Annotated in this window: 18 protein-coding genes; 11 read left to right on the top strand and 7 right to left on the bottom strand. The window is 71.6% G+C overall.

The genetic code is table 11. The annotated features are described in order from the left end of the window. Positions 1–72: 72 nt before the first annotated feature. Both BLS56_RS19020 and BLS56_RS19015 read right to left on the bottom strand, forming a co-directional pair. Positions 73–1185, bottom strand: a complete 1113-nt coding sequence (locus tag BLS56_RS19020; protein ID WP_091452701.1) for an XdhC family protein — start codon at positions 1183–1185, stop codon at positions 73–75. 108 nt (positions 1186–1293) lie between these two features. Continuing rightward, positions 1294–1593, bottom strand: a complete 300-nt coding sequence (locus BLS56_RS19015; RefSeq protein WP_091452698.1) for a PadR family transcriptional regulator — start codon at positions 1591–1593, stop codon at positions 1294–1296. A gap of 254 nt (positions 1594–1847) precedes the next feature. Here BLS56_RS19015 and BLS56_RS19010 point away from each other — a divergent pair, with 254 nt between their 5' ends. The 6 genes from BLS56_RS19010 to BLS56_RS18985 all read left to right on the top strand — a co-directional run bounded on the left by BLS56_RS19010 (position 1848) and on the right by BLS56_RS18985 (position 9660). Beyond that, positions 1848–5720 carry a Pls/PosA family non-ribosomal peptide synthetase gene (locus BLS56_RS19010; protein WP_091452695.1) on the top strand — a complete coding sequence of 1291 codons (3873 nt, stop codon included), beginning with the start codon at positions 1848–1850 and terminating at the stop codon, positions 5718–5720. Between the two features lie 23 nt (positions 5721–5743). Next, positions 5744–7060: a M1 family metallopeptidase gene (locus tag BLS56_RS19005; protein ID WP_091453144.1), complete on the top strand. Its 1317-nt coding sequence runs from the start codon at positions 5744–5746 to the stop codon at positions 7058–7060. 383 nt (positions 7061–7443) lie between these two features. Beyond that, on the top strand, positions 7444–7650 hold the full coding sequence (locus BLS56_RS19000) for a PspC domain-containing protein (protein ID WP_091452692.1): 207 nt from the start codon (positions 7444–7446) through the stop codon (positions 7648–7650). A 9-nt stretch (positions 7651–7659) separates the two neighbouring features. After that, entirely contained in the window at positions 7660–7977 is a 318-nt protein-coding gene (locus BLS56_RS18995; RefSeq protein ID WP_091452689.1) for a hypothetical protein, read from the top strand. Between the two features lie 592 nt (positions 7978–8569). Next, the gene (locus BLS56_RS18990; protein ID WP_091452686.1) at positions 8570–9175 is read left to right on the top strand and encodes an RNA polymerase sigma factor; all 606 of its coding nucleotides are present in this window, start codon (positions 8570–8572) and stop codon (positions 9173–9175) included. A gap of 5 nt (positions 9176–9180) precedes the next feature. After that, positions 9181–9660, top strand: coding sequence for a hypothetical protein (locus tag BLS56_RS18985; protein WP_091453142.1), 480 nt, complete (start codon positions 9181–9183; stop codon positions 9658–9660). 186 nt (positions 9661–9846) lie between these two features. Here the strand turns inward: BLS56_RS18985 and BLS56_RS18980 are convergent, their stop codons facing one another. The 5 genes from BLS56_RS18980 to BLS56_RS18960 all read right to left on the bottom strand — a co-directional run bounded on the left by BLS56_RS18980 (position 9847) and on the right by BLS56_RS18960 (position 16927). Further along, positions 9847–12054 (bottom strand): HelD family protein, encoded by a 2208-nt coding sequence (locus BLS56_RS18980; RefSeq protein WP_407640539.1) that lies wholly within the window; start codon positions 12052–12054, stop codon positions 9847–9849. A gap of 335 nt (positions 12055–12389) precedes the next feature. After that, positions 12390–12932 carry a hypothetical protein gene (locus BLS56_RS18975; RefSeq protein ID WP_228771753.1) on the bottom strand — a complete coding sequence of 181 codons (543 nt, stop codon included), beginning with the start codon at positions 12930–12932 and terminating at the stop codon, positions 12390–12392. Between the two features lie 205 nt (positions 12933–13137). Beyond that, a complete protein-coding gene (gene groL, locus BLS56_RS18970) occupies positions 13138–14763 on the bottom strand; it encodes a chaperonin GroEL (RefSeq protein WP_091452680.1) in 1626 nt (541 codons plus the stop codon). A gap of 170 nt (positions 14764–14933) precedes the next feature. Beyond that, entirely contained in the window at positions 14934–16220 is a 1287-nt protein-coding gene (locus BLS56_RS18965) for a serine/threonine-protein kinase (protein WP_091452677.1), read from the bottom strand. Between the two features lie 80 nt (positions 16221–16300). After that, positions 16301–16927, bottom strand: a complete 627-nt coding sequence (locus BLS56_RS18960; protein WP_091452675.1) for an AIM24 family protein — start codon at positions 16925–16927, stop codon at positions 16301–16303. A gap of 130 nt (positions 16928–17057) precedes the next feature. On the opposite strand from BLS56_RS18960, the gene moeA reads away from it, so the two are divergent. The 5 genes from moeA to BLS56_RS18935 all read left to right on the top strand — a co-directional run bounded on the left by moeA (position 17058) and on the right by BLS56_RS18935 (position 22775). After that, positions 17058–18254: a molybdopterin molybdotransferase MoeA gene (gene moeA / locus BLS56_RS18955; RefSeq protein WP_091453136.1), complete on the top strand. Its 1197-nt coding sequence runs from the start codon at positions 17058–17060 to the stop codon at positions 18252–18254. Positions 18255–18270: 16 nt separating this feature from the next. Beyond that, positions 18271–18546 carry a GlsB/YeaQ/YmgE family stress response membrane protein gene (locus tag BLS56_RS18950; protein ID WP_091452672.1) on the top strand — a complete coding sequence of 92 codons (276 nt, stop codon included), beginning with the start codon at positions 18271–18273 and terminating at the stop codon, positions 18544–18546. A gap of 223 nt (positions 18547–18769) precedes the next feature. Continuing rightward, a complete protein-coding gene (locus tag BLS56_RS18945) occupies positions 18770–19477 on the top strand; it encodes a phosphatidylserine decarboxylase (RefSeq protein WP_091452670.1) in 708 nt (235 codons plus the stop codon). 3 nt (positions 19478–19480) lie between these two features. Continuing rightward, positions 19481–20461, top strand: a complete 981-nt coding sequence (gene pssA / locus BLS56_RS18940; RefSeq protein ID WP_091452667.1) for a CDP-diacylglycerol--serine O-phosphatidyltransferase — start codon at positions 19481–19483, stop codon at positions 20459–20461. A gap of 61 nt (positions 20462–20522) precedes the next feature. Next, entirely contained in the window at positions 20523–22775 is a 2253-nt protein-coding gene (locus BLS56_RS18935) for an AAA family ATPase (RefSeq protein WP_091452666.1), read from the top strand. Positions 22776–23465: the final 690 nt, after the last annotated feature.

The following is a 23465-nucleotide window of genomic DNA, read 5'->3' as shown; positions in this document are numbered from 1 at the left end:
CCTGGACTGTTGGGTGCGCCCCAACCCTAGTGCCGCCCGGTAAGTGGCCTGGCGCACGCCAACGGGCGGCTCTTAGCCGTGGATGCGGCCCGTCAGCCCGGTCAGCCGCTGCCCCTTGCCGCCCCAGCGCAGCGCGATGATCTCGGCGGCGATCGAGACCGCCGTCTCCTCCGGGGTGCGGGCGCCCAGGTCCAGCCCGATCGGCGAGGACAGCGCGGACAGCTCGTCCTCGGTGAGGCCCGCTTCCCGCAGCCGCGCCATCCGGTCGTCGTGGGTGCGCCGGGAGCCCATCGCGCCCACGTAGCCGAACTTGCCGCGCAGCGCGACCTCGAGGACCGGGACGTCGAACTTGGGGTCGTGGGTCAGGACGGTCACCACGGTGCGCTCGTCCACCCGGCCCGCCGCCAGTTCGGCGCGCAGGTAGCGGTGCGGCCAGTCGACCACGACCTCGTGCGCCCCGGGGAAGCGGCTGGTGGTGGCGAAGACCGGGCGGGCGTCGCAGACCGTGACCCGGTAGCCGAGATAAGAGCCCATGCTCGCCATGGCGGCGGCGAAGTCGATCGCGCCGAAGACCAGCATCCGGGGCGGCGGCTCGAACGCGCTGACGAAGACAGTCATGCCCTCGCCGCGCCGCTCCCCGTCCGGGCCGTAGCCGATGGTCGCGCTGCGTCCGGACGCCAAGAGGCCGCGGGCGTCATCAACCACGGCCGCGTCGATCCGGTCGGACCCGGTGGTGCCCGCCGACCGGTCCGGCCAGACGACCAGGCGGCGGCCCAGCCGGTCCTGGTCCGGGTGGGCGACGATGGTGGCCAGCGCGACCGGGACCTCGGCCCGGACCGATTCGGCCAGGTCGGACAGCGTCGGGAAGGACTCCCGGTCGATCCGCTCGACAAAGACGTCGATGGTCCCGCCGCAGGTCAGGCCCACGGCGAAGGCGTCGTCGTCGGTGACGCCGTAACGCTGCAAGACAGGCCTACCGCTGGCTAAGACCTCCCGGCCCAGTTCGTAGACCGCGCCTTCGACACAGCCGCCGGACACGCTGCCGGTGACCGTCCCGTCCGCGGCGACCAGCATGGCCGCGCCCGCGGCGCGCGGGGCGGAGGAGAACGTGGCGACCACCGTGCCCACGGCGACCGGCTCCCCGGCGGCGCAGCGGCGGCTGAGCTCGTCCAGCACGTCCCTCATGGCCCCAGTGTGGCGCTCATCAGCCAACCTCACCCGTTCGAGTGCCTCGCAGGTTTGCGCACTGTGTCAATGATTCGCTCGCAAGGAATGATTCGCTCACTAGCTCGCTCATGCGACGTCCGCGGCCAGTTCCGCGAGGACCGCCCGGCACTCCGCGAGGGCGCGCTTGCCGCGCTTGGTCGTGCGGTAGCGGCGGACGCGGCGGCCGTCGACCACCTCGATGCGGGACTTGAGCAGCCCCGCGTCCTGTAAGCGGTGCAGCAGCGGGTAGAGCGTGCCCGGCGAGACGCGGTGGCCGCGCGCGGCCAGCCACTCGCTCAGCAGCGCGCCGTGGACCTCGGCGTCGGTGGCGTGCCGCAGCACGAGCAGGCGCAGCGCGCCGTTCCTGAACTCCCGGACGACATCCATCGGCCCACGATATCGCGAACCGATATCTGATTCGCAAGCGAGAAATGACCATTGCCACACAAGGAAAGGAGCCTTGCTATCGCGAAGCGATATCAGCGAATGTCCGATATTCGTTGATGTTACGGCTGACACGAGAGTGTGAAACACGCCACCGGAACTTCGTCTCAACGCGACAGGCCGACATGACCACGGGTAATGTTCCCTGGTCACAGCGTTGAAGAACCACCGAAAAGGTGAGAAATGCGTTCGCTCAAATGACGATGGTCGACCACTCGCTATCCCTGTTCGACACCGTCGACCCGCTCGCCGACGCGGCTGAGCGCGGTCTCGCGGTCTTTCGCGCCGGACCCGAGAGCGCGCCCCGCACCCTCCTGGAGATCCTCGCCGCCACCGCGGCCCGCCACCCGGACGCCGACGCGGTGGACGACGGCACGACGGTCCTGACTTACCGGGCGCTGCTTAGCGAAATCGACATCCTCCGGGCCCGGCTGGCCGCGGCGGGCATCGGCCGCGGCGACCGGGTGGGCATCCGGGTCCCCTCGGGCACGACAGACCTCTACGTCGGCATCTTGGCCGTGCTCGCCGCGGGCGCGGCATATGTGCCGGTCGACTTCGACGACCCCGACGAGCGCGCCGACCTGGTGTTCGGCGAAGCCGGGGTGTGCGCAGTGCTCGGCGCGGACCGGGCCATCACCCCGCTCGACGCCCCCACGGGCACGCCGGGCGAGCCGACGGCCGACGACGACGCGTGGATCATCTTCACCTCCGGCAGCACCGGCAAGCCCAAGGGCGTCGCGGTGAGCCACCGCTCGGCGGCGGCGTTCGTGGACGCCGAGGCCGACCTGTTCCTGCCAGAAGAGCCGATCGGCCCCGCTGACCGCGTGCTGGCGGGTCTGTCGGTCGCCTTCGACGCCTCGTGCGAGGAGATGTGGCTGGCCTGGCGCACCGGCGCGTGCCTGGTGGCCGCCCCGCGCGCGCTGGTCCGCAGCGGCGTCGACCTGGGCCCCTGGCTGGTGGAGCGGGCGATCACGGTGGTCTCGACCGTGCCGACCCTGGCCGCGCTGTGGCCCGCCGAGGCCCTGGACGACGTGCGGCTGCTGATCTTCGGCGGCGAGGCCTGCCCGCCGGAGCTGGCCGAGCGGCTGGCCGTCGCGGGCCGCGAGGTGTGGAACACCTACGGCCCGACCGAGGCGACCGTGGTGGCCTGCGCTGCGCTGATGACCGGCGACGGCCCGGTCCGCATCGGCCTGCCCCTCGACGGCTGGGAGCTGGCCGTGGTGGACGAGGCGGGCGAGCTGGTCCCGATGGGCGGCACCGGCGAGCTGGTCATCGGCGGCGCGGGCCTGGCCCGCTACCTCGACCCGGACAAGGACGCCGAGAAGTTCGCCCCGCTGCCCGCGCTGTCCTGGGATCGCGCGTACCGCAGCGGCGACCTGGTCAAGGCCGAGCCGGAGGGCCTGCTGTTCCTGGGCCGGGCCGACGAGCAGATCAAGCTCGGCGGCAGGCGCATCGAGCTGGGCGAGGTCGACGCCGCGCTGCAGGCGCTGCCCGGGGTCGCGGGCGCCGCCGCCGCGGTACGCGCGACCAAGGCTGGCAACCAGCTCCTGGTCGGCTACGTCGTGGCACAAGAGGGCTTCGACGCGACCGCCGCGGTCGACCGGCTGAGGGCGGCGCTGCCCGCCGCGTTGGTCCCGCTGATCGCCGTGGTCGACACGCTGCCGACCCGCACGTCCGGCAAGGTCGACCGGCACGCGCTGCCCTGGCCGCTGCCGCTGGACACCAGCGCTGTCGACACCGCCGCGCTGACCGACACCCAGCGCCGGCTGGCCGAGCTGTGGCGCGACCTGCTCGGTGTCAACGTCACCGACCCCGACGCCGACTTCTTCGCCAACGGTGGCGGCAGCCTCTCGGCCGCGCAGCTCGTGACCCGGGTCCGCGAAACGTGCCCGAGCATCGCCGTTGCCGACCTCTACCAGCACCCGACGCTGGGCAAGCTGGCCGCGCGGATCGACGCCGCGTCGGCGAGCGTGCAGAGCGACCGGGTCGTGACGCCCACGCCTGTCCGCGCGCAGGTAGTGCAGACGCTGCTTACCGTGCCGATGTTGACCGTCGTCGGCGCGCGGTGGGCGGTCACCGTCGCCGCTCTTAACAACCTTCTCGGCCTGCCGTGGATGCCCCGAGTGTCGTGGTGGCTGGTGCTCGCGGGCTGGCTGGTCTTCCTGAGCCCGTGGGGCCGGATGGCGCTCGCGGCGGGCACGGCGCGGCTGCTGCTGCGCGGCGTCGAGCCGGGCGCCTATCCGCGCGGCGGCGGCGTCCACCTGCGGCTGTGGGCCGCCGAGCGGATGGTCGAGCTGACCGGCGCGGCGAACCTCGCGGGCGCGCCGTGGATCACGCACTACGCGCGGGCGCTGGGCGCGCGGATCGGCGACGACGTCGACCTGCACTCGCTGCCGCCGGTCACCGGCCTGCTCCGGCTGGGCCGGGGCGCGGCGGTGGAGCCGGAGGTAGACCTGTCCGGGCACTGGTTGGACGGCGACATCCTGCACATCGGCCGGGTCCGGATCGACGCGCACGCCACTGTCGGCGCGCGGAGCGCGCTGTTTCCCGGCGCGCGGGTAGGCAAGCGCGCTGAGGTCGCGCCCGGGTCGGCCGTCGTGGGCGCGGTGCCCGCCGGTCAGCGCTGGTCGGGCGCGCCCGCGACCCGCACCGGCAAGGCGAGCCACGGCGGCAAGCGACCGGCGCGGCGCAAGCGCTGGGTCGCGGTCTACGCGGCCACCTCGTTCGCGCTGAGCCTGCTGCCGGTCGCGGCGGCGGTCCCCGCGCTGCTGGTGCTCGCCGCGTTCCTCGACGGCTCGGCCACCCTCGGCGCTGGCCTGGCGAGCGCGCTGCTCGGCGTGCCCGCCGCGACCGTGGCCTGGATGGCCGCCTACGCGCTGCTGGTGCTGGTGTCGGTGCGCGCGCTCTCGATCGGCCTGCGCGCCGGGCAGCACGCGGTGCACAGCCGGGTCGCCTGGCAGGCGTGGGCGACCGAGCGGCTGATGGACCTCGCCCGGGTGGGGCTGTTCCCGCTCTACGCGAGCCTGTTCACCCCGGTGTGGCTGCGGGCGCTGGGCATGAAGGTCGGCAGGCGCGTCGAGGCGTCCACAGTGCTGGCGCTGCCGAGCATGACCACGGTCGGCGACGGCGCGTTCCTCGCCGACGACACCATGATCGGCTCCTACGAGCTGGGCGGCGGCTGGCTGCGGATCGCGAAAGCGAGCGTCGGTAAGCGCGCCTTCCTGGGCAACTCCGGGATGACCGCGCCGGGTCGGGCTGTGCCTAAGCGTGGGCTGGTAGGCGTGCTGTCTTCGACGCCTAAGAAGGCCAAGGCGGGGTCCTCTTATCTCGGGATGCCGCCGATAAAGCTGCCGCGCACTGTCGAGGCCGCCGACGAGAGCACCACGTTCGACCCGCCGACCCGGCTCATGGTCGCCCGCGCGCTGGTCGAGCTGTGCCGGGTCGTGCCGGTGATGGCATCGGCGGCGCTGGCCGTGCTGGTCGCGGCAGGCTGCACGGCCGTGGGCTTCTGGCTGTCGCTCGCGCTCGGCGGCGTCCTACTCGCCGCGGCAGGCGTGCTGGCTGGCGCGGTCTCGGTGCTGGCCAAGTGGGCGCTGGTGGGCCGCTTCCGGGCGATCGAGAGGCCGCTGTGGAGTTCGTTCGTGTGGCGCAACGAGCTTGCCGACACGTTCGTCGAGATGCTGGCCGTGCCGTGGCTCGCCACCTCCGCGCAGGGCACGCCGCTGCTGGCGGTGTGGCTGCGCGGGCTCGGCGCGCGGATCGGGCGCGGCGCGTGGGTGGAGACGTACTGGCTGCCCGAGGCCGACCTGGTGCGGATCGGGTCGGGCGCGACGGTCAACCGGGGCTGCGTGCTGCAGACGCACCTGTTCCACGACCGGATCATGAGCATGGACACGGTGACCGTCGGCGACGGCGGCACGCTGGGCCCGCACGGCATCGTGCTGCCCGGGGCGGCGATCGGCGACCGCACCACGGTCGGCCCGGCGTCGCTGGTGATGCGCGGCGAGTCGGTGCCCGCGGCCACCCGCTGGCTGGGCAACCCGATCGCCGCGTGGCCGGTCAAGCGCTGATGACCGTCCTGTTGAATGTGCCCATGGCTGATCCGGTGCGCGCGGGCAAACCTGGCGCGAGCACGTCGTCGGACGCTTACCTACCGGCGCACGGCAACGGCGGCTACCGGGTCGCGCACTACGACCTGAACCTGGATTACCGCGTCGGCCCCGGCAGGCTCGACGGGCGCGCACGGATCACCGCCGTCGCCGAGCACGCGCTGTCCCGGTTCAGCCTCGACCTCGCCGGGCTGCGGGTCAACCGCGTCACGGTCAACGGCAAGGCGGTGCGGTACGCGCAGCGCGGCCGGAAGCTGCACGTGTCCCCGCAGCGGGCGGTGCCAGCGGGCGACGAGTTCGCCGTGGACATCCGCTACTCGGGCTCGCCGACGCCGATCCGCAGCAACTGGGGCGAGCTGGGCTGGGACTACCTGGACGACGGCGTGCTCGTGGCGAGCCAGCCGATCGGCGCGCCTTCCTGGTTCCCGTGCAACGACCACCCGAGCGACAAGGCCACTTACCGGATCGCGGTAACAACGGCCGCCGCTTACCAGGTAGTGGTGACCGGGGCACTGGAGTCGCGCCGGTCGTCGGCGAGCACCACGACGTGGGTCTACCGCCTGCCGCAGCCGACGTCCAGCTACCTGGTGAGCGTGCAGATCGGCCGGTACCTGTCGCTGGACCTGGCCGGGGTCATGCACGCCACGGTGCCCGCGCGGCTGCTGACGCCGTTCGACCACGACTTCGGCAGGCAGGGGATGATGCTGGCCGAGTTCTCCCGGCTGTTCGGCCCGTACCCGTTCGACCGCTACGGCGTCGTCGTGGTCGACGCGGACCTCGACGCCCCGGTCGAGGCGCAGTCGCTGTCGGTCTTCGGCGCTAACCACGTCGACGGTGAGCGCGGCTCCGAGCACCTAGTGGCGCACGAGTTGGCGCACCAGTGGTTCGGGAACAGCCTGACCGTGGCCCAGTGGCGGCACATCTGGCTCAACGAGGGCTTCGCGACCTACGCCGAGTGGCTGTGGTCGGCCGCGTCCGGCGGCGACCCGACCGACACCCACGCGCGCAGAGCGTGGCGGACGGTGGCCGCGGCGCCCCAGGACCTGCGGCTCGCCGACCCCGGCGCCACCCGCCTGTTCGACGACCGCGTGTACCTGCGCGGTGCGCTGACCCTGCACGCGCTGCGGCGGCGGCTGGGCGACGCGGCGTTCTTCACGCTCCTGGTCGAGTGGGCGTCGACGCACCGGCACGGGCTGGTGACGACCGAGCAGTTCACCGCGCTGGCGCAGCGGCACGCGCCGTCACCGCTGACGGAGTTCTTCACCAGTTGGCTGTTCGACACCGCCCTGCCACCGCTCTGAGAGCACCGTTGGCGCGCCTGGCGCCGGTCACTCTCCCCTTGACTGACCGGCGCCAGGCGGGCTTCCCGCAGCACGCGCGGCCGGTAGCGTCGAGCCGGGCGCGGGAAGCGTCGGTGTGGCGTGGGGACCGGAGCAGCCCTGCTCGGGCTACCGCTGTCCCGGCCCCGGCTCGGACACCGCCACGCGCCCGCGCCGGGAACCCCTCCAGCGGGCACCGTCTGGCGGTGACTCCGGCTTGGTTTCCCGAGGTCAATGATGCGCTCGCGCCCCCGGCATCGCGACTGATTTATCGTCGTGGCCCAGCTCACCCGGGGACGACCCCGACCCGGTTTTCAGGGTGCGACCCCGATGCGCGCCTGCCGCGCGAGCGCGAGCCTTGAGTCATGACGAACGACATCAAAACCCGCAAGCTCCGCCGCAGCCGCACCGACCGCATGGTCGCCGGGGTCTGCGGGGGCGCCGCGCGGATGCTCGGCGCCGACGCCGCCCTGATCCGGATCATCCTGGTCGCCGCGACCCTGCTGGGCTTCGGCAGCGGCGCGCTGATCTACCTGGCCTGCTGGATTCTCCTGCCGGAAGACGAGCACTAAGGTCGGCGCGTGGCCGACCAGCAGCCGGTGTCGCGGACGGGGACCGCGAAGGCGCTCGTGCTGCTCGCGTCGGCCGCGCTGTTCGCCGCGGGCGGGGTGGTGTGCTTCCTGCTCGTGGTCTTCGGACCGGCGCTGGTCCGCGGGCACGGCTCACCGGTCGCCGCGGCGGTGGCGTACTCGGCCATCACCCTGCTCACCGTGGCCACCGCCGTCGTGCTGGCCATCCGCGCGCTGACGACCCGCCGGACAGTCCTGCTGGGCTGCGGAACCCTCGTGGTCGGCACACTGCTCGCCGTCGGCGCCATGCTGGTGCTGCTGACAGTCTGAAACCGGCTTGGCACATCTGTGCCACGGCGCGAAGCCGCCGGGCCAGGACGTATCCACGGTCGCGGACGCCCCTCTTACCAGTGTCAGAGTAAAAATACTCTTCCGCTCCGGAGGGAAGCATGTGTCCTGGTCGGCCGCACCCGCCGGAGATCACCACCGCCCGCGTCCAGCGGCGTGACACCCAAGACTTTCCGGTGCACCCGGCGCTCGCCGCCGATGACGTCCACCGGGCATTCGAGTGAGACCACGGGGCCGTGGCGGCCGGACGGGTGCAGGGGACCGGTCCGGCCGCCACATATTTTGTGATTCTTCGACCCGAACAGGAGCCAGGGATGGCGTCGCGGCGTCCGTCGGCGGAGGATGCCGACTAGGCGATCGAATCGCACCGGGGCGATCCGGTCGACCTAGCCCAGCACGGCGAAGGGCAGGCACTCGCCTGCGTGCCGTATGCGCTCAAGGGACACTGATGGAGGACAGCTTCACCTGTTCGAGTGAGGGATGCCGCGGTAAGACGCGTCATGCCGCGGTCGGACGATGTAGCCAGTGCCACCAGAATGCACAACCCCGGGATATGAAGGATGGGGTGGGAGCGGTGACCGAGCTCCGAACGGTAAGGACCAACCCGCCATGGGAGGGGCTGGAAGGGTCGGAGCGCCACGCGGCGTGCATGATCGCGGCGCGGGAAGGCGACCGGAGCGCGCTCGACGTGCTGGTCGCCGAACTCACGCCGTTGGTCTGGCACGTGGCCAGAGGGACCGGCATCGACCGGTCCACGGCCGAGGACGTCGTGCAGACGGTCTGGCTGGCGCTGCTGCGCCACGTCGACCGGCTCGCCGAGCCAAGAGCCCTGGTCGGCTGGCTGATCACCACCACCCGCCGCGAAGCGATCCGAACCCGTCAGCGAGGGGCCGCGCAGGTCGAGCTGTCGCCGGAAGTGGCCGAGCACGTGCCCAGCACGGAGCCGATGCCCGAGGCGGAAGCCCTGCGCGGTGAACGCGACCACCGGCTGTGGTCGGCGTTCCACAAGTTGGACCAGCGCTGTCAGGAGCTGCTGCGCCTGACCGTCCTGGCCGGTCGTGCCGAGTACCGCATCGTCGCCGAGGCGATGGGGATGCCGCACGGCAGCATCGGGCCGACACGAGGACGTTGCCTCAACTCCTTGCGCGCCTTGTACGACGATGGGGATGGTGGCAGATGAGGACCATGGACGACTACGAGATGGAACCGGCCGAGCAGGACTTCTGGCTGGCCCAGGTAGCCAGGCTGATGGACGAGTTCGACCCGGTTCCGGACGGGCTCGTCGAGCGCTCCCAGTTCGCCATCGCCATCGAGGACATCGACGCCGAGGTCGAACTCGAAGCCGCCCGGTGGGCCGATCAGCGTCCCCTGGTCGGCGTCCGCGGCGGCGCCCCCGGCACCATCACGTTCTTCGTGGGTGACCTCACCGTCATGGTCAACGTCACCCGCACAGGTGAACGCCAGCGGATAGACGGCTGGCTGGTTCCCGCTGGCGAGCACGCTGTGGAGGTTCGGGTCGCCGACCACGGCTCTTCCGCCACGACGGCTGATGAGGGTGGGCGGTTTGTGCTTACCGAGGTGCCTAGAGGCACTACTCAGATCTTGGTTCGGATGACTGGCGGGGCCAGGCCCAAGACTGTCGTCACTCCTACCGTTGTGCTGTAGTCCCCGCAGGTCAACAAGTGTCTTCCCCGCGCACGCGGGGATGTTCCGGCTGCGCCGCCTCGGGCGTTTAGATGCTGTCTTCCCATCCCGAAGGGCCAGCTCCAGAGGGCTGACCGGCTATTACCGCACCCTCGGCCCCAGTGGGGTTTGTTGTGGGGGGGCTGTGGGGCGCAAGCGGGCGACCGGTCAGCGTGGGGCGAGGCGGGCCAGCATCGGTGGCAAATCGGCGGCGTGGACTACGCCGACGCGTTGGGTGGCGCGGGTCAGGGCGACGTAGAGGTCGTTCATGCCGCGTGCTGACTCGGTGATCACCCGGGTTGGCTCGGCCAGGAGCACGGCGTCGAACTCCAGGCCCTTCGACTGGCGGACCGTGAGGACCACCACGCGGCTTTCCAGTTCGGGGCGCTCCCCCAATGCCGCGTCCGGGACGGCCTCGGCGACGGCGCGGCCCACCTCGTCGGCCAGTGACTCCGGGACCAGCACGGCGAGTGTGCCCTGCCCCGTTTCGGTGGCGGCCAGCTTGGCCAGGGTGCCTGCCAGCTCGGTCTCGGGCACGCGGAGTCGCCATGGTTCGATGCCGGTTTCGCGGACCGAACTGGGTGGGGCCAGGTCCGTTGTCAGCTCGGCCAGGACGTCCGCGGCCACCGCCATCACTTCGGCTGGTGTCCGGTAGTTGACCGTCAGCTCGGCAAGCCGCCAGCGGTCGGCCACATAGGGGGCGAGGATGGCCGCCCAGGTGTCCGTGCCTGCCAGGGCGCCGGTCTGGGCGACGTCGCCGACCAGGGTCATCGAGCGGGACGGGCAGCGGCGCATGAGGACCCGCCAGGCCATCGCGGACAGTTCCTGCGCCTCGTCCACGATGACGTGCCCGAACGTCCATGTCCGGTCGGCCGCCGCGCGCTCGGCGGCGGTGCGGTAGTCCTCGTCGTCGTGGCGCTCGGCGAGGCGGCCCGCGTCGATCAGGTCGTATGCGGTGAGGATGTCGGGGTCGGCGTCGTCCTCCATCTGCAGGATGTCGAGGACGCCCTGGGCGTAGTCCTGCTCGTCGCGGCGGCGGCGCTCGGCGGCGGCGCGCTCGGCGCGGTCGTCCACGCCGAGGAGTTCGGCGGCCTCGTCGAGCAGCGGGGCGTCGGCGGCGGTCCAGCCGAGCCGGGGCGAGCGCAGCAGCAGGGCGCGGTCGTCGTCGGCGAGGTGCGGCAGCGCGAAGGCGAGCCGGTCGGCGGAGGCGTAGAGGTCGGACAGGAAGCGCTGCGGGGTCAGCAGGGGCCAGAGCCGCTCGACGGCGGCTTGGACGACGTCGTCCTCGGCCATTTCCCGGCGGATGTCGGCCAGGTCGTCCCCGTCGAGGAACTCCGCGCCCAACCGCTCGGCCTCTTGCCGCGCCAACGCGGCGACGATCTCTTCTGCGAACAAAGGCCGCGCCTCGTTGTGCGGTTTGCGTGACCGGCGGGCTCTTGCGCGGGCTGCCTTGACCATCGCCGGGTCGAGGACGAGTTCCTCACGCTCGACGGTCAGCACTATCGGCTCGTCCGGTACCTCTTGGCGGTCCCGCACGGCCTTCTTGAGCGCGTCCACCATGTCGATGCGCCCCTTGATCTCGGCGGCGCGGGCGGGCTCGGGCCGGGTACCGCGCACGCCGGGGTACAGCTCGCCGACGGTCTGCAGGAGGACACCGGTCTCACCGAGCGACGGGAGAACCTGCCCGATGTACTTGAGGAAGGTCGCGTTCGGACCGATGATCAGCACGCCGCGCCGGGAAAGCTGCTGGCGGAAGGTGTAAAGCAGGTAAGCGGCGCGGTGCAGCGCCACGGCGGTCTTACCGGTGCCCGGACCACCCTGCACTACCAGCACACCGTTAAGCCCGGATCGGATGATCTCGTCCTGCTCGGCCTGGATCGTCTCGACGATGTCGCTCATCCGCCCGGTGCGCGAGGCGTTCAGCGCGGACAGCAGGGCGGCCTCACCGGTGAGGCCTTGGTGGACGTCCTGCTCCCCCGCGCCGAGGTCGAGCACCTCGTCATCGAGCCCGGTGACCTTCCGCTGGGAAGTCCGGATGTGCCTGCGCCTGCGGACCCCATCCGGCGACGCCGCCGTGGCCAGGTAGAACGGCCTGCTGGCGGGCGCGCGCCAGTCCATGAGCAGCGGCTCGTAGTCGCCTTCGTCGTCGAACAGCCCGATGCGCCCGATGTAGCTGCGTTCCCCGTCGGCGAAGTCGAGCCTGCCGAAGCACAGCCCGTTCTCCACCGCCCCGTACTGCGCCAACTGCTCGCTGTAGTGCGCCGTCGCGGCGTCCCGCTGCGTCATGGCCTGCGGGTTGCTACTGGTCTCCCGCAGCGTCCTGGCCAACCGCGTGTCGGTGTCCGCGCGCAGTTCATCGAGGTGCGCGTAGAGCATGGTGACGTATTCCTGCTCCACGTCGATCTCGGTTGACAATCGGCCTCCACATGCCATACAATTCATTTTGCGACGCCTTATCAAGGCGTCTTTTTTTGTGCGCAGACCGTTCAATATAGCGCGTCCCGACACACTTGTCCCGCGCCCAGCAGGTGAGCCAGGCGTCTCCGGGCCGTCCAGTCGTCCCCGAGCTGCCGCTCTTGACGAAGCGAACCGGGTCAACTCGGTTCGTCATCTGCTAAGCTGTACTGGAGTCCACCATCGTGGGTGGTGGGCAAGTCGCAAGGCCAGGTGCACCTGGGGCAGACCGGGACCCTGGCCTTACGCATGCCCGGTCAACATCCGGTGAGCACATCGATCTCGTAGACGCAGTCGTCAAGAAGGCGCCGGTAAGTAGGGTCTCCGATGTGGTGTGCGCGCACCGCGCCCGCGACGATGTCAGCGACCCAAAACAAGGGCTCATCCGCACCGCGAGCGTGATCGACGTGGAACCTGGAACCTTTGGGCAGGTGGAAGCGAGCTCCAATGATCGTTTTGACATCGCGCTCGTCGAGTTCCTTCGTGCGGCTTTCCACAAACAGCTCGACCACACCATAGCCGTGAAGTTCCGTCACCAGTCGTTCCAGGCACATCGCCCGCGCCCGCTCCTGCCGAGTGTTCGGCACGGGTGCCCCCACAGTGACCACATGCAGCCCGCCCAAAGCCGCGACTTCTCGGGCTGCGGAAACCCGCTGGCGGATGTCCATCTCGTTCCAGTGCAGTTTCCGGGTATCGCGAGTCCCCCGCAAGCCCAGCATCGCTGCCCGTGCGGCACCTTGGTCCACCGGCGCGAACACTGCCGCAGCCAGCACGTAGAAGCCGCCACCGGCTAGCTCCATAAACGACTCGTCCGCGAACGCCAGGGACGCGGGTTCCGGACCAGGCGGACCGGCGCTGCACAACATCGTTTCAGAGTAGTGCCAGCGGATTCGCACACGTGTTCAGCCACCGGCGTTCTCTGCGCGGACATGACGAAGGCCCGGTCCGCTGGTGCGGACCGGGCCTTCGTCTGCGCTTCTACCCGCGCCTCTTACCTGGCCTGGATCAGAAGTCCATGCCGCCGGTCGGGTCGCCGCCTGCCGGGGCGGCCGAGGCCTTCTCCGGCTTGTCGGCCACGACGGCCTCGGTGGTGAGGAACAGGGCGGCGATCGACGCGGCGTTCTGCAGCGCCGAGCGGGTCACCTTGGTCGGGTCCGGCACGCCTGCGGCGAGCAGGTCCTCGTAGGCGCCGGTCGCGGCGTTGAGGCCGTGGCCCTGCGGGAGGCCCTTGACCTTCTCCACCACGACGCCGCCCTCAAGGCCCGCGTTGATCGCGATCTGCTTGAGCGGCGCCTCGACGGCGACCTTGACGATGTTGGCGCCGGTGGCCTCGTCGCCTTCGAGCTTGAGACCCGCGAACGCGGCCTCGGCGGCCTGCAGCAGGGCCACGCCGCCACCGGCGACGATGCCCTCCTCGACGGCGGCCTTGGCGTTGCGCACCGCGTCCTCGATGCGGTGCTTGCGCTCCTTGAGCTCGACCTCGGTGGCGGCACCGGCCTTGATGACGGCCACGCCGCCCGCGAGCTTCGCCAGGCGCTCCTGGAGCTTCTCGCGGTCGTAGTCGGAGTCGGACTTCTCGATCTCGGCGCGGATCTGGTTGACCCGGCCCTGGATCTGCTCGGCGTCGCCTGCGCCCTCGACCACGGTGGTCTCGTCCTTGGTGACGACGACCTTGCGGGCCTTGCCCAGCAGCGCGATGTCGGCGTTGTCGAGCTTGAGGCCGACGTCCTCGCTGATGACCTGGCCGCCGGTGAGGATGGCGATGTCCTGCAGGATCGCCTTGCGGCGGTCGCCGAAGCCCGGGGCCTTGACGGCGACGGACTTGAACGTGCCGCGGATCTTGTTCACGACCAGGGTCGCGAGGGCCTCGCCCTCGACGTCCTCGGAGATGATCAGCAGCGGCTTGCCGGACTGCATGACCTTCTCCAGCAGCGGGAGCAGGTCCTTGACCGAGGAGATCTTGGAGCCGAACAGCAGGATGTAGGGGTCCTCCAGGACCGCTTCCTGACGCTCGGGGTCGGTCACGAAGTAACCGGAGATGTAGCCCTTGTCGAAGCGCATACCCTCGGTGAGCTCAAGCTCCATGCCGAGCGCGTTGCTCTCCTCGACGGTGATGACGCCTTCCTTGCCCACCTTGTCGAGGGCCTCGGCGATCAGCTCGCCGATGGTGGTGTCGCCAGCGGAGATGGACGCGGTGGCCGCGATCTGCTCCTTGGTCTCGACCTCCTTGGCGGACTTGTGGAGCTGCTCGATGACGGCCTCGACGGCCTGCTCGATGCCCCGCTTCAGCGCCATCGGGTCGGCGCCTGCCGCCACGTTGCGCAGTCCCTCGCGGACGAGGGCCTGGGCGAGCACGGTGGCGGTGGTGGTGCCGTCACCGGCGACGTCGTCGGTCTTCTTGGCGACCTCCTTGACGAGCTCGGCCCCGATCTTCTCCCACGGGTCTTCGAGCTCGATCTCCTTGGCGATCGAGACGCCGTCGTTGGTGATGGTCGGCGCGCCCCACTTCTTCTCGAGCACGACGTTGCGGCCCCTCGGGCCGAGCGTCACCTTGACGGCGTCGGCGAGGATGTTCAGTCCGCGCTCGAGACCGCGACGCGCTTCCTCGTCAAACGCGATCAACTTGGCCATTGCGGTGTGGTCCTCCATCGGATGGATACACGTAGCGCGGCCAGGCTCGGTGCCCGCGACGGACGACCAGCGCACGCGCCGGCCTCACCGTCCCGACCTTCTGGCACTCGGAGACCCCGAGTGCTAAGTCGTGTTTAGCACTCGGGGCACCGGAGTGCAAGAAACGCAGGTCAGGGCTGGGGCACGATCGAGATCGTCGGAAGCGGCCTGCGCGAGGTCGTGCGCGGGGCGTCGCTGGACTCCTGACCGGCCGATTCCCCGCCCCCGACCTGGATGGATGGCGCGGTGGGCTGGGTGCTGGGGTCGCTTGGCTGGCCGCCGCCGGACCCGCCGCCGAAGTACACGATCGCGGCGATAATTAACCCGATCGCCACCAAGCCGACGACGACCGGCGCGACCCACCGGTTGCCGCGCTTCTCCGCGCCGAAGGCGGTGCTGCCGACCGGCACAGGCGGGCGCAGCCGCATCGGCTCGGCCGGGGACGGCTGCGGCCCCTGCGGGCGCTGCTGGTGCTGGCTTGGCTGGTGCTGGCTTGGCTGGTGCTGGCTTGGCTGGTGCTGGGTCGGCTGGTGCTGGGTCGGCTGGGGCGCGAACGGCCCGCGCTGCGCGGGGACGGTGGGCCGGGGGGCGCTCGACAGGGCCTGCCGGGCGGCGGCGACCAGCTCACGGCAGCTTCCGTAGCGCTGCCCCGGGTTCTTGGCCATGCCGCGCCGGATGACCTCGTCTATAGCGGGCGGCAGCGCTACCTGCTCGGTCAGCGACGGCGGTTCGCGGTTCAGGTGCCCCTGGATGACCTCGGGGACCTGCCCTTGGAACGGTGGGCGCCCGGCCAGGCACGCGAAGAGCACGCAGGCAAGCGAGTACGCGTCGGTCCTACCGTCTACCGGTTCTCCGCGCAGGTGTTCGGGGGCGGCGTAGGTGGGCGAGCCGAGGAAGTCGCCGCCGCGCGTGCGGTGGCCGGTGGCGCCGCGGCGGGTGAGACCGAAGTCCGCGACGTAGATGTGCTCGCCCGCCGACTCACGCGAGGTGACCAACACATTGGCGGGCTTGACGTCGAGGTGCACCAGGCCAAGCTCGTGCAGGTTGTCCAGCGCCTCGGCGACCTGGCTGAGCAGGCTGAGCGTGCGCTGCGGGGAGAGCGGGCCGTCCTTGATCAGGCTGGCCATGTCGGAGCCGTCGACGAGCCGCATCGCGATGTAGAGCAGGCCGTCGACCTCGCCGAAGTCGTAGAGCGGCACGACGTTGGCGTGGTCGATGGCCGAGGTGTTGCGGGCCTCGTCCACGAAGCGCTCGCGGAACTCAGGGTCTTCGGTGAGGTGTTCTGCGATGACCTTGAGGGCCACTTTCCGGCCCAGTCTTATGTCGGTGGCGCGGTACATCACGCTCATTCCGCCCTTACCGAGCACGCCATCAATCCGGTAATGCCCTAGGCGACGCCCAGTGAGGTCCTCCGACACGATCGGGAGCCTAACGTCCGCCCGGTGTCTCCCGCGTCCGGTTCGACCAGATGGCGGCTTGATCGAGACCGACGCTGGAGTCAGCGGCCGAGCCAGGCGGCCATGGTGCGCGGGGTGCGGGTCTGGGTGAGCAGGGTGCCGGGGCCGGCGAAGTCGAGCAGCAGCCCCTCGCCGGTGCGCACCGACTGCGCGGCCGACGGGTCCACCGCGCGCAGCCGCGACTGCGTGGTGTCGGTGTAGGCGAGCAGGTGAGCGGGGTCGACGGTGATCAGCTCACCGGCGGCGAGCACCACGATGTCGAGCGCGCCGCAGCAGGCCAGCACGATCGTGCCGTGCCCGGAGACGTGTTCGAGGAAGCCGCGCTCTGCGCCGAAGAGGGCCTGGAAGCCGGGCCACTGCGAGTCCGAGCGCAGCGTGCTGGCCACCGCGAGCCAGCTGCCTCCGCGCACGCACCACGCCGCGGTCCCGTCCAGGTCGAGCGCGTGGACTTCGCCGGGGAGCGCGGGCGCGACGTCGACCCACCCGCCTTCCGGCGGCGCGGTAAACACCGCGGGCCGCAGTTTGCCCCTGCCCCGGCCGCGCGCCTCGACGTGCACGCCGTAACTGGTGGCGAGCATCGCCGTGGATTCCGCCTGGACCGCCTCACCCGGGGCCAGCACCAGCCTGGCCACCCCGAACGCGGGCGTGTGCCGTGTCCGGACCTGCACGCCGTCCCTCATTCCCCCGCGGCGAGCGGCCCGACCCCGCCCGCCTGGTGCGACGGAAGTCTGGCACGGCCCGCGGTCGGTTGGTGGCCGGACAGGGCAGGATGTCCGCGTGGCGAACCTCGCGAAGCGGATCTTCACCGCGCAGGAGTACCGGGCCGAGGTAGCGGCGCTGGTGCCGCCGCTGCCGGTGGTGTCGCGGCCGTTGGCGCGGTGTCTCGGACTGGTCTTGGCCGAAGACGTGACGGCGGGGGTTTCCTTGCCGCCGTTCGACAACTCCGCGATGGACGGTTACGCGGTCCGGGCCGCGGACGTGGCCGCGGCGAGCGCGGAACACCCGGTGACGCTGCCCGTCGCCGACGACATCCCGGCGGGCCGGGTGGACGTGCGGCCGCTGGCGCCCGGGACGGCGCACCGGATCATGACGGGCGCGCCGCTGCCGCCGGGCGCGGACGCGATAGTGCAAGTCGAGCTGACTGACGGCGGCACGGAAAACGTCCGTATAGACGCGGCCGTTAGACAGGGTCTGCACATTCGTCGTCTGGGCGAAGACGTCGCCGAGGGCACTGTCGTGCTCCCGGCGGGCACGGTGTTGCACCCACCGCAGCTTGGTCTGGCCGCGGCTGTCGGGGTCGGCGATCTGCCGGTGCGCAGGCCGCCGCGGGTGCTGGTGCTGTCCACCGGATCGGAACTGGTCGCGCCGGGCGAACCGCTTCCCCCCGGGCACATCTACGAGTCCAACAGCGTGCTCTTGGCCGCGGCGGTCGAAGAGATCGGCGGCGAGGCGACCGTGCTGCGGTTTGTCCCAGACGACGTCGAGCGGTTCCGGGCCGCGATCGCCGAGCACGCCGCCGACGCGGACCTGCTGGTCACCTCCGGCGGGGTGAGCGCGGGGGCGTACGAGGTGGTCAAGGACGCACTGACCGGGCACGGCGTCGACTTCGTCCGAGTCGCCATGCAGCCGGGCGGGCCGCAGGGCCTGGGGCGGATGGACGGGCTGCCGGTAGTGACGCTTCCCGGCAACCCGGTAAGCGCGGCGCTGTCGTTCGAGTTGTTCGTGCGGCCCGCGTTGCTCGGCGCGCTGGGTCACCCGGTGGTCGACCGCCCGCGCGCCCGCGCGAAGGCCGCGGCGACGATGACCTCCCCCGCGAACCGCGTGCAGTACCGGCGCGGCCGCCACGACGAGGGCATGGTCGAGGTCGTGCCGGTCGGCGGGCCTGGCTCGCACCTGCTGGCCTCGTTCGCCGCGTCCAACTGTCTCATCGAGATCCCGGAGGGGGTCGTCGAGATCCTGGCAGGCGCCGAGGTCGACCTGATCCTGCTCGACTGAGCCGTAGGCTGAGCGCATGGGTTTCTTCGCGTGGATCGTGTTCGGCGCGATCGCGGGCTGGGCGGCCAACCTGGTGATCGGCGGGCGCAACCGCCAACGGCAGGGCTGTCTGGTCAGCGTGCTGGTAGGCGTGGTCGGCGCCGCGCTCGGTGGTCTGCTCTACCGGCTGCTGACCGGCGAGGAGATGACTTTCGAGTTCGACTTCCAGAGCCTCGGCGTCGCGGCGCTGGGCGCGATCGTCCTGCTCGGCCTCTTGCGCCTCGCTCAGGGACGGACCGGAAATCCGCGCTAACCAGCCCACGGTAACCGGCCATTGATCCACAAGACATTGCGCGCGTACACTTGACGTCGCTCCGGTGACGGGGCATCCGAGCGGCGTGTGCGCCGCGTCGGGGGGCGCACACGCTGCCCGGGTGCCCCGCGTTCGTCCAGGTGGTGGCTGCCTTCCCGGAGCTTGGCGCGGCTGGCGTAGCGTGTGCGGAAATCCGGTCGACACGCGAGGAACCACCCACCTGATGACCGCCGCCCCGAAGTCCGGCGCGCTCCAGCACGCCGTCGAGCTGACCAAGAGCATCATCCCGCCGATCCACCCCGGCGGACGTCCGTTCGTCCTCGGCGCCATCGGGGCCACCCTGGCCGTGCGCCGGGCCTCCCGCCGCGCGGGCGTGGCCAGCGCCGTGCTCACCGCCTGGCTGGCCTGGTTCTTCCGCGAGCCCAAGCGGGTCACCCCGCAGCGGCCCGGGATCGCCGTCGCCCCGGCCGACGGCACGGTCTCGCACGTCATCGAGGCCGTCCCGCCCGCGGAGCTCGGCATGGGCGACCAGCCGATGCTGCGGATCAGCGCTTTCCTGTCGGTGTTCGACGTCCACGTGCAGCGCATCCCGGCCCCGGGCCAGATCGTGCGCGCGGTGCACAAGGCCGGGCAGTTCCTCTCCGCCGACCTGGACGAGGCCAGCGAGGTCAACGAGCGCAACAGCCTGCGCCTGCGCACCGACGACGGCCACGACCTCGCCGTCGTGCAGATCGCGGGCCTGGTGGCGCGGAGGATCGTCTGTCAGGTCACCGAGGGCGACAAGGTGGCCGCAGGCGCGACCTACGGCCTGATCCGGTTCGGGTCCCGGGTGGACCTGTACGTGCCGGTCGGCAGCCGCGTCCTGGTCGAGCCCGGCCAGCGGACAATCGGCGGCGAGACCGTCCTGGCCGAACTGCCCGCGGGGAGCTGACCGATGGCGTCGACCGCGCCGGCTGTCCGGCTGCTGCCTAACGCGATCACGGTTTTGGCGATGTGCGCCGGTCTGTCCGCGGTCCAGTTCACGCTAAGAGGCCAGCCAGCCGCGGCGATTGCCTCGATCGCGGTAGCAGCGGTGCTGGACAGCTTGGACGGGCGTATCGCCCGCCTCTTGGACGCGACCAGCAAGATGGGCGCCGAGCTGGACTCGCTGGCCGACGCCATCTCCTTCGGCGTCGCGCCCGCCCTGGTGCTCTACACATGGCGCTTCGGCGGGGACCGGGTCGGCTGGGTGGTCGCGCTGATCTTCGCGGTCTGCATGATCCTGCGGCTCGCGCGGTTCAACACGCTCTTGGACGACGTGGAGCAACCCGTCTACACCAAGGAGTTCTTCGTCGGCGTCCCCGCGCCCGCGGGCGGGCTCTTGGCGTTGCTGCCGATGATCCTGTCCATCGAGTACGGCGACCACGGCCAGTGGTGGCAGTCCAAGCCGGTCGTGATGCTGTGGACGGTCGCGATCGCCGCCCTGCTGATCAGCCGCATCCCGACGCTGTCGGTGAAGACGTTCCGGGTGCCCGCGCGCGCGGTCGCCCCGCTGCTCGTCGGCGTCGCGCTGCTGGCGGCGGCGGTCATCACCTACCCGATGATCGCGCTTTCCGTGGCGCTGGTCGCGTATCTGGCGCACATCCCGTACGCGGTGCGGCGCAAGCACTGGCTGGCGAACCACCCGGAGGCCTGGGACGTGCCGCCGAGGGAGCGCAGGGCGATCCGGCGGGCGCACGGGTCCCGGGGCAGGCTGGGCCTGCGGCCGCCGCTGCGCGGTGTCGCCGGGTGGGCCGTGCGTCGGCCCGCGCGCACCGTGGAGGCGGCCGAGCCGATCACGCTGCCCGCCGACCCCCGGCCCGCCGGGCTGCGCAGGCGCAACTGGCGGCGCACGGGACTGCGGCGCAACCAGGCCGACAACCGAGGCGACAACTGACTCGCCGGAGCCTGTGGATAACTTCCGACCCGATCCTCGCTGAGCCTCTAATCTCGGTGAGGTGAACGCACAGATCACGTTGACCGCCCGACTGACCCCGTCCGCCATCGACACCCGGCGCGGGGTGGTCCGGCTGCACCCCGAAGTCCTCGACGCCCTGGGACTGCGGCAATGGGACGCCGTGCGGCTGACCGGCGCGCGGGTCAGCGCCGCGCTGGCCGCCGCCGGCGACCAGGCCGGGCCGACCGGCGTGGTGCTGCTCGACGACGTGACCATGTCGAACCTCGGGGTGACCGAGGGGTCCGAAGTGGTCGTCGCCCCGGTGGAGGTCGCGGCGGCGCGGTCGGTGACGGTGGCGGGGTCGCGGCTGGCCAGCGCGTCGCTGCCGCCGGAGACGGTGCGGTCGGCGTTGATCGGGAAGGTGCTGACGGTCGGCGACGCGGTCTCGCTGCTGCCACAGGATTTGGCGCCGCCGCCGGGGTCGGATGTGTCGACGGTGCGCGGGAAGCTGTCCAGGGCCATCGGGATGACGTGGACCAACGAACTGCTGACCGTGACCGCGGTGGACCCGCCGGGCGCGGTCACGGTCCACCCGTCCACTGTGGTCGGATGGCGGGACGGCGCGCGCACGGGCGAGCGCGCGGCGGTCCCGGTGGGCGGGTCGCCGGTGGTCCAGTCCTCGCCGGGGCCGGTGGCGGCGACCTCGGTCGTCGTGGACGAGGAGGCGCCGCTGCCCGCGCCGATCGCCGACCTGGTGGGCGCCCAAGATGCGGCGCGGACACTGGGCGAGTGGTTCGAGTTGGCGTTCACCCGGCCCGAACTGCTCGAACGGCTCGGCGCGGCGCCCCGGCTCGGCGTGCTGATCAGCGGGCCGGAGGGTGTGGGCAAGGCCAGCGTTGTGCGGTCCGTGGCGCACTCGGTGGACGCGGCGGTGGTCGACCTGGTGGGGCCGACGGTGGCGGTGTTGGAGGCCAACGCGGCGGCGGGCCGGGTCAACGCCGCGGTGGATGCCGTGCGCGCGCATTCGGCGGCGGGACGCGCGGCGGTGCTGTTGATCGATGACGTGGACGCGTTGCTGCCCGCGACGTCGCCGCCGCCGGTGGCGACGGTCGTGCTCGACACCCTGCGGGCCGCGATCGCCGTTCCCCGGGTGGCGCTGGTCGTGACCACCGCGCACCCGGAGGCGGTGGACCCGCGCCTGCGGGGCGTCGACCTGGTCGACCGGGAACTGCGGCTGCCGCTTCCCGACGGCAAGACCCGCACGGAGTTGCTGCGGGTGCTGTTCCGCGACCTGCCGGTGGAGTCCGGTGTGGACTTCGGCGCGCTGGCCGAGCGAACCCCGGGGTTCGTCGCGGCCGATCTCATCGCGCTGCGCCGCGAGTCCGCCATCCGCGCCGCCCTGCGCCACGGCGACGCCGACGACCCCAAGATCACTGCCGCGGACCTGTTCGACGCGCTGGCGACCGTGCGGCCGACGTCGATGTCCACATCGGACACCCTGCGGACCGGCGACATCCACCTTGACGACGTGGGCGACATGGCCGAGACCAAGCAGGCACTCACCGAGGCGGTGCTGTGGCCGCTGCGCTACCCGGACTCGTTCGCCCGGCTCGGGGTGGCGCCGCCGCGCGGGGTCCTGCTCTACGGGCCACCCGGTGGCGGTAAGACGTTCCTGGTACGCGCGTTGGCGGGCAGCGGCCAACTCAACGTGCTGTCGGTCAAGGGCGCCGAACTGATGGACAAGTGGGTCGGCGAGTCCGAACGCGCCGTCCGCGAACTGTTCCGCCGGGCAAGCGAAGCCGCTCCAGCCTTGGTGTTCCTGGACGAGATCGACGCGCTGGCGCCACGCAGAGGCCAGTCATCCGACTCCGGCGTCGCCGACCGCGTCGTCGCCGCCCTCCTCACCGAACTGGACGGCGTCGAACCCCTCCGCGACGTCATCGTCGTGGGCGCGACGAACCGCCCCGAACTGGTGGACCCGGCCCTACTCCGCCCCGGCCGCCTGGAACGCCTGATCTACGTCCCACCCCCGGACGCCGAGGCCCGCGCCGCCATCCTCCGCGCCACCGCCCGCAACACCCCCCTGTCCCCCGACGTCGACCTGGACACCTACGCCCACTCCCTGGACGGCTACTCCGCCGCCGACTGCGCCGCCCTGATCCGCGAAGCCGCCCTGACCGCCATGCGCGAGTCCCTAGCCGCCGCCGAAGTCACCGCCGCCCACCTCGAAGCCGCCCGCCACAACGTCCGCCCCTCCCTCGACCCAGCCCAACTAGCCACCCTGGAGGCCTATGCCCACTCCCGCCAACCCTGACCCACGCAACTGGCCACAACCCCCAGAGCGCCCACCCGCCAACCGCCACCCGCACCCGCCACACCGCCACCGGGCACGGGCACGGGCACGGGCACGGGCACGGGCACGGGCACGGGCACGGGCACGGGACCAGCGTCAACCGGGCACAGGTCGTTGGCGCAGGCCCCACCGGGCACCGGCACCGGCACCGGCACCGGGCACCGGGCACCGGGCACCGGGCACCGGGCACCGGGCACCGGGCACCGGGCACCGGGCACCGGGCACCGGGCACCGGGCACCGGGCACCGGGCACCGACGAGGCGACCACTGGGGGTGTCGGGCAGTCAAGCGCGCACGGGGCCGAAGTCGTGCTGCCCTGTCTCCCCGCCGGGCGGGCTCCAGCCCTTCCGACCGGTAGCCCTCCCGACCGGTGCGGGGCGCCGCCGACGGCGTCGAGCAGGGAGGACTGGAACCGCCCGTGCTCGTGACGGCGGCATCGCGGCGGTGCCGGTATCGGGGCACGGCAACTGCGCCTGCCGGTTTCGGGGCACGCGTCGCCTGCTTTGTCAGTGGCGTCGCGGACTGCTTCCTTGGCCCGCGGGCGGCTTGACCTCGGTCGAGCGCTCCGGCGGCGGTGACAGCGCGTCATCTGGCAGCCGCCGGTGGTTCCGCGCTGTCGCTGCCGGTCCTTGGCGTGCCCGCCAGCAGGCC

Source organism: Actinokineospora iranica (genome assembly GCF_900101685.1).
Lineage (GTDB): Bacteria > Actinomycetota > Actinomycetes > Mycobacteriales > Pseudonocardiaceae > Actinokineospora > Actinokineospora iranica.
This window is presented reverse-complemented; position numbering and strand designations above follow the sequence as displayed.

Bases quoted from the DNA above. Each gene is read 5' to 3' on its own strand.
- BLS56_RS19020 (WP_091452701.1), bottom strand. From the start codon at position 1,185: ATGAGGGACGTGCTGGACGAGCTCAGCCGCCGCTGCGCCGCCGGGGAG.
- BLS56_RS19015 (WP_091452698.1), bottom strand. From the start codon at position 1,593: ATGGATGTCGTCCGGGAGTTCAGGAACGGCGCGCTGCGCCTGCTCGTG.
- BLS56_RS19010 (WP_091452695.1), top strand. From the start codon at position 1,848: ATGACGATGGTCGACCACTCGCTATCCCTGTTCGACACCGTCGACCCG.
- BLS56_RS19005 (WP_091453144.1), top strand. From the start codon at position 5,744: ATGGCTGATCCGGTGCGCGCGGGCAAACCTGGCGCGAGCACGTCGTCG.
- BLS56_RS19000 (WP_091452692.1), top strand. From the start codon at position 7,444: ATGACGAACGACATCAAAACCCGCAAGCTCCGCCGCAGCCGCACCGAC.
- BLS56_RS18985 (WP_091453142.1), top strand. From the start codon at position 9,181: ATGGACGACTACGAGATGGAACCGGCCGAGCAGGACTTCTGGCTGGCC.
- BLS56_RS18980 (WP_407640539.1), bottom strand. From the start codon at position 12,054: ATGCTCTACGCGCACCTCGATGAACTGCGCGCGGACACCGACACGCGG.
- BLS56_RS18975 (WP_228771753.1), bottom strand. From the start codon at position 12,932: ATGGAGCTAGCCGGTGGCGGCTTCTACGTGCTGGCTGCGGCAGTGTTC.
- groL (WP_091452680.1), bottom strand. From the start codon at position 14,763: ATGGCCAAGTTGATCGCGTTTGACGAGGAAGCGCGTCGCGGTCTCGAG.
- BLS56_RS18950 (WP_091452672.1), top strand. From the start codon at position 18,271: ATGGGTTTCTTCGCGTGGATCGTGTTCGGCGCGATCGCGGGCTGGGCG.
- BLS56_RS18945 (WP_091452670.1), top strand. From the start codon at position 18,770: ATGACCGCCGCCCCGAAGTCCGGCGCGCTCCAGCACGCCGTCGAGCTG.
- pssA (WP_091452667.1), top strand. From the start codon at position 19,481: ATGGCGTCGACCGCGCCGGCTGTCCGGCTGCTGCCTAACGCGATCACG.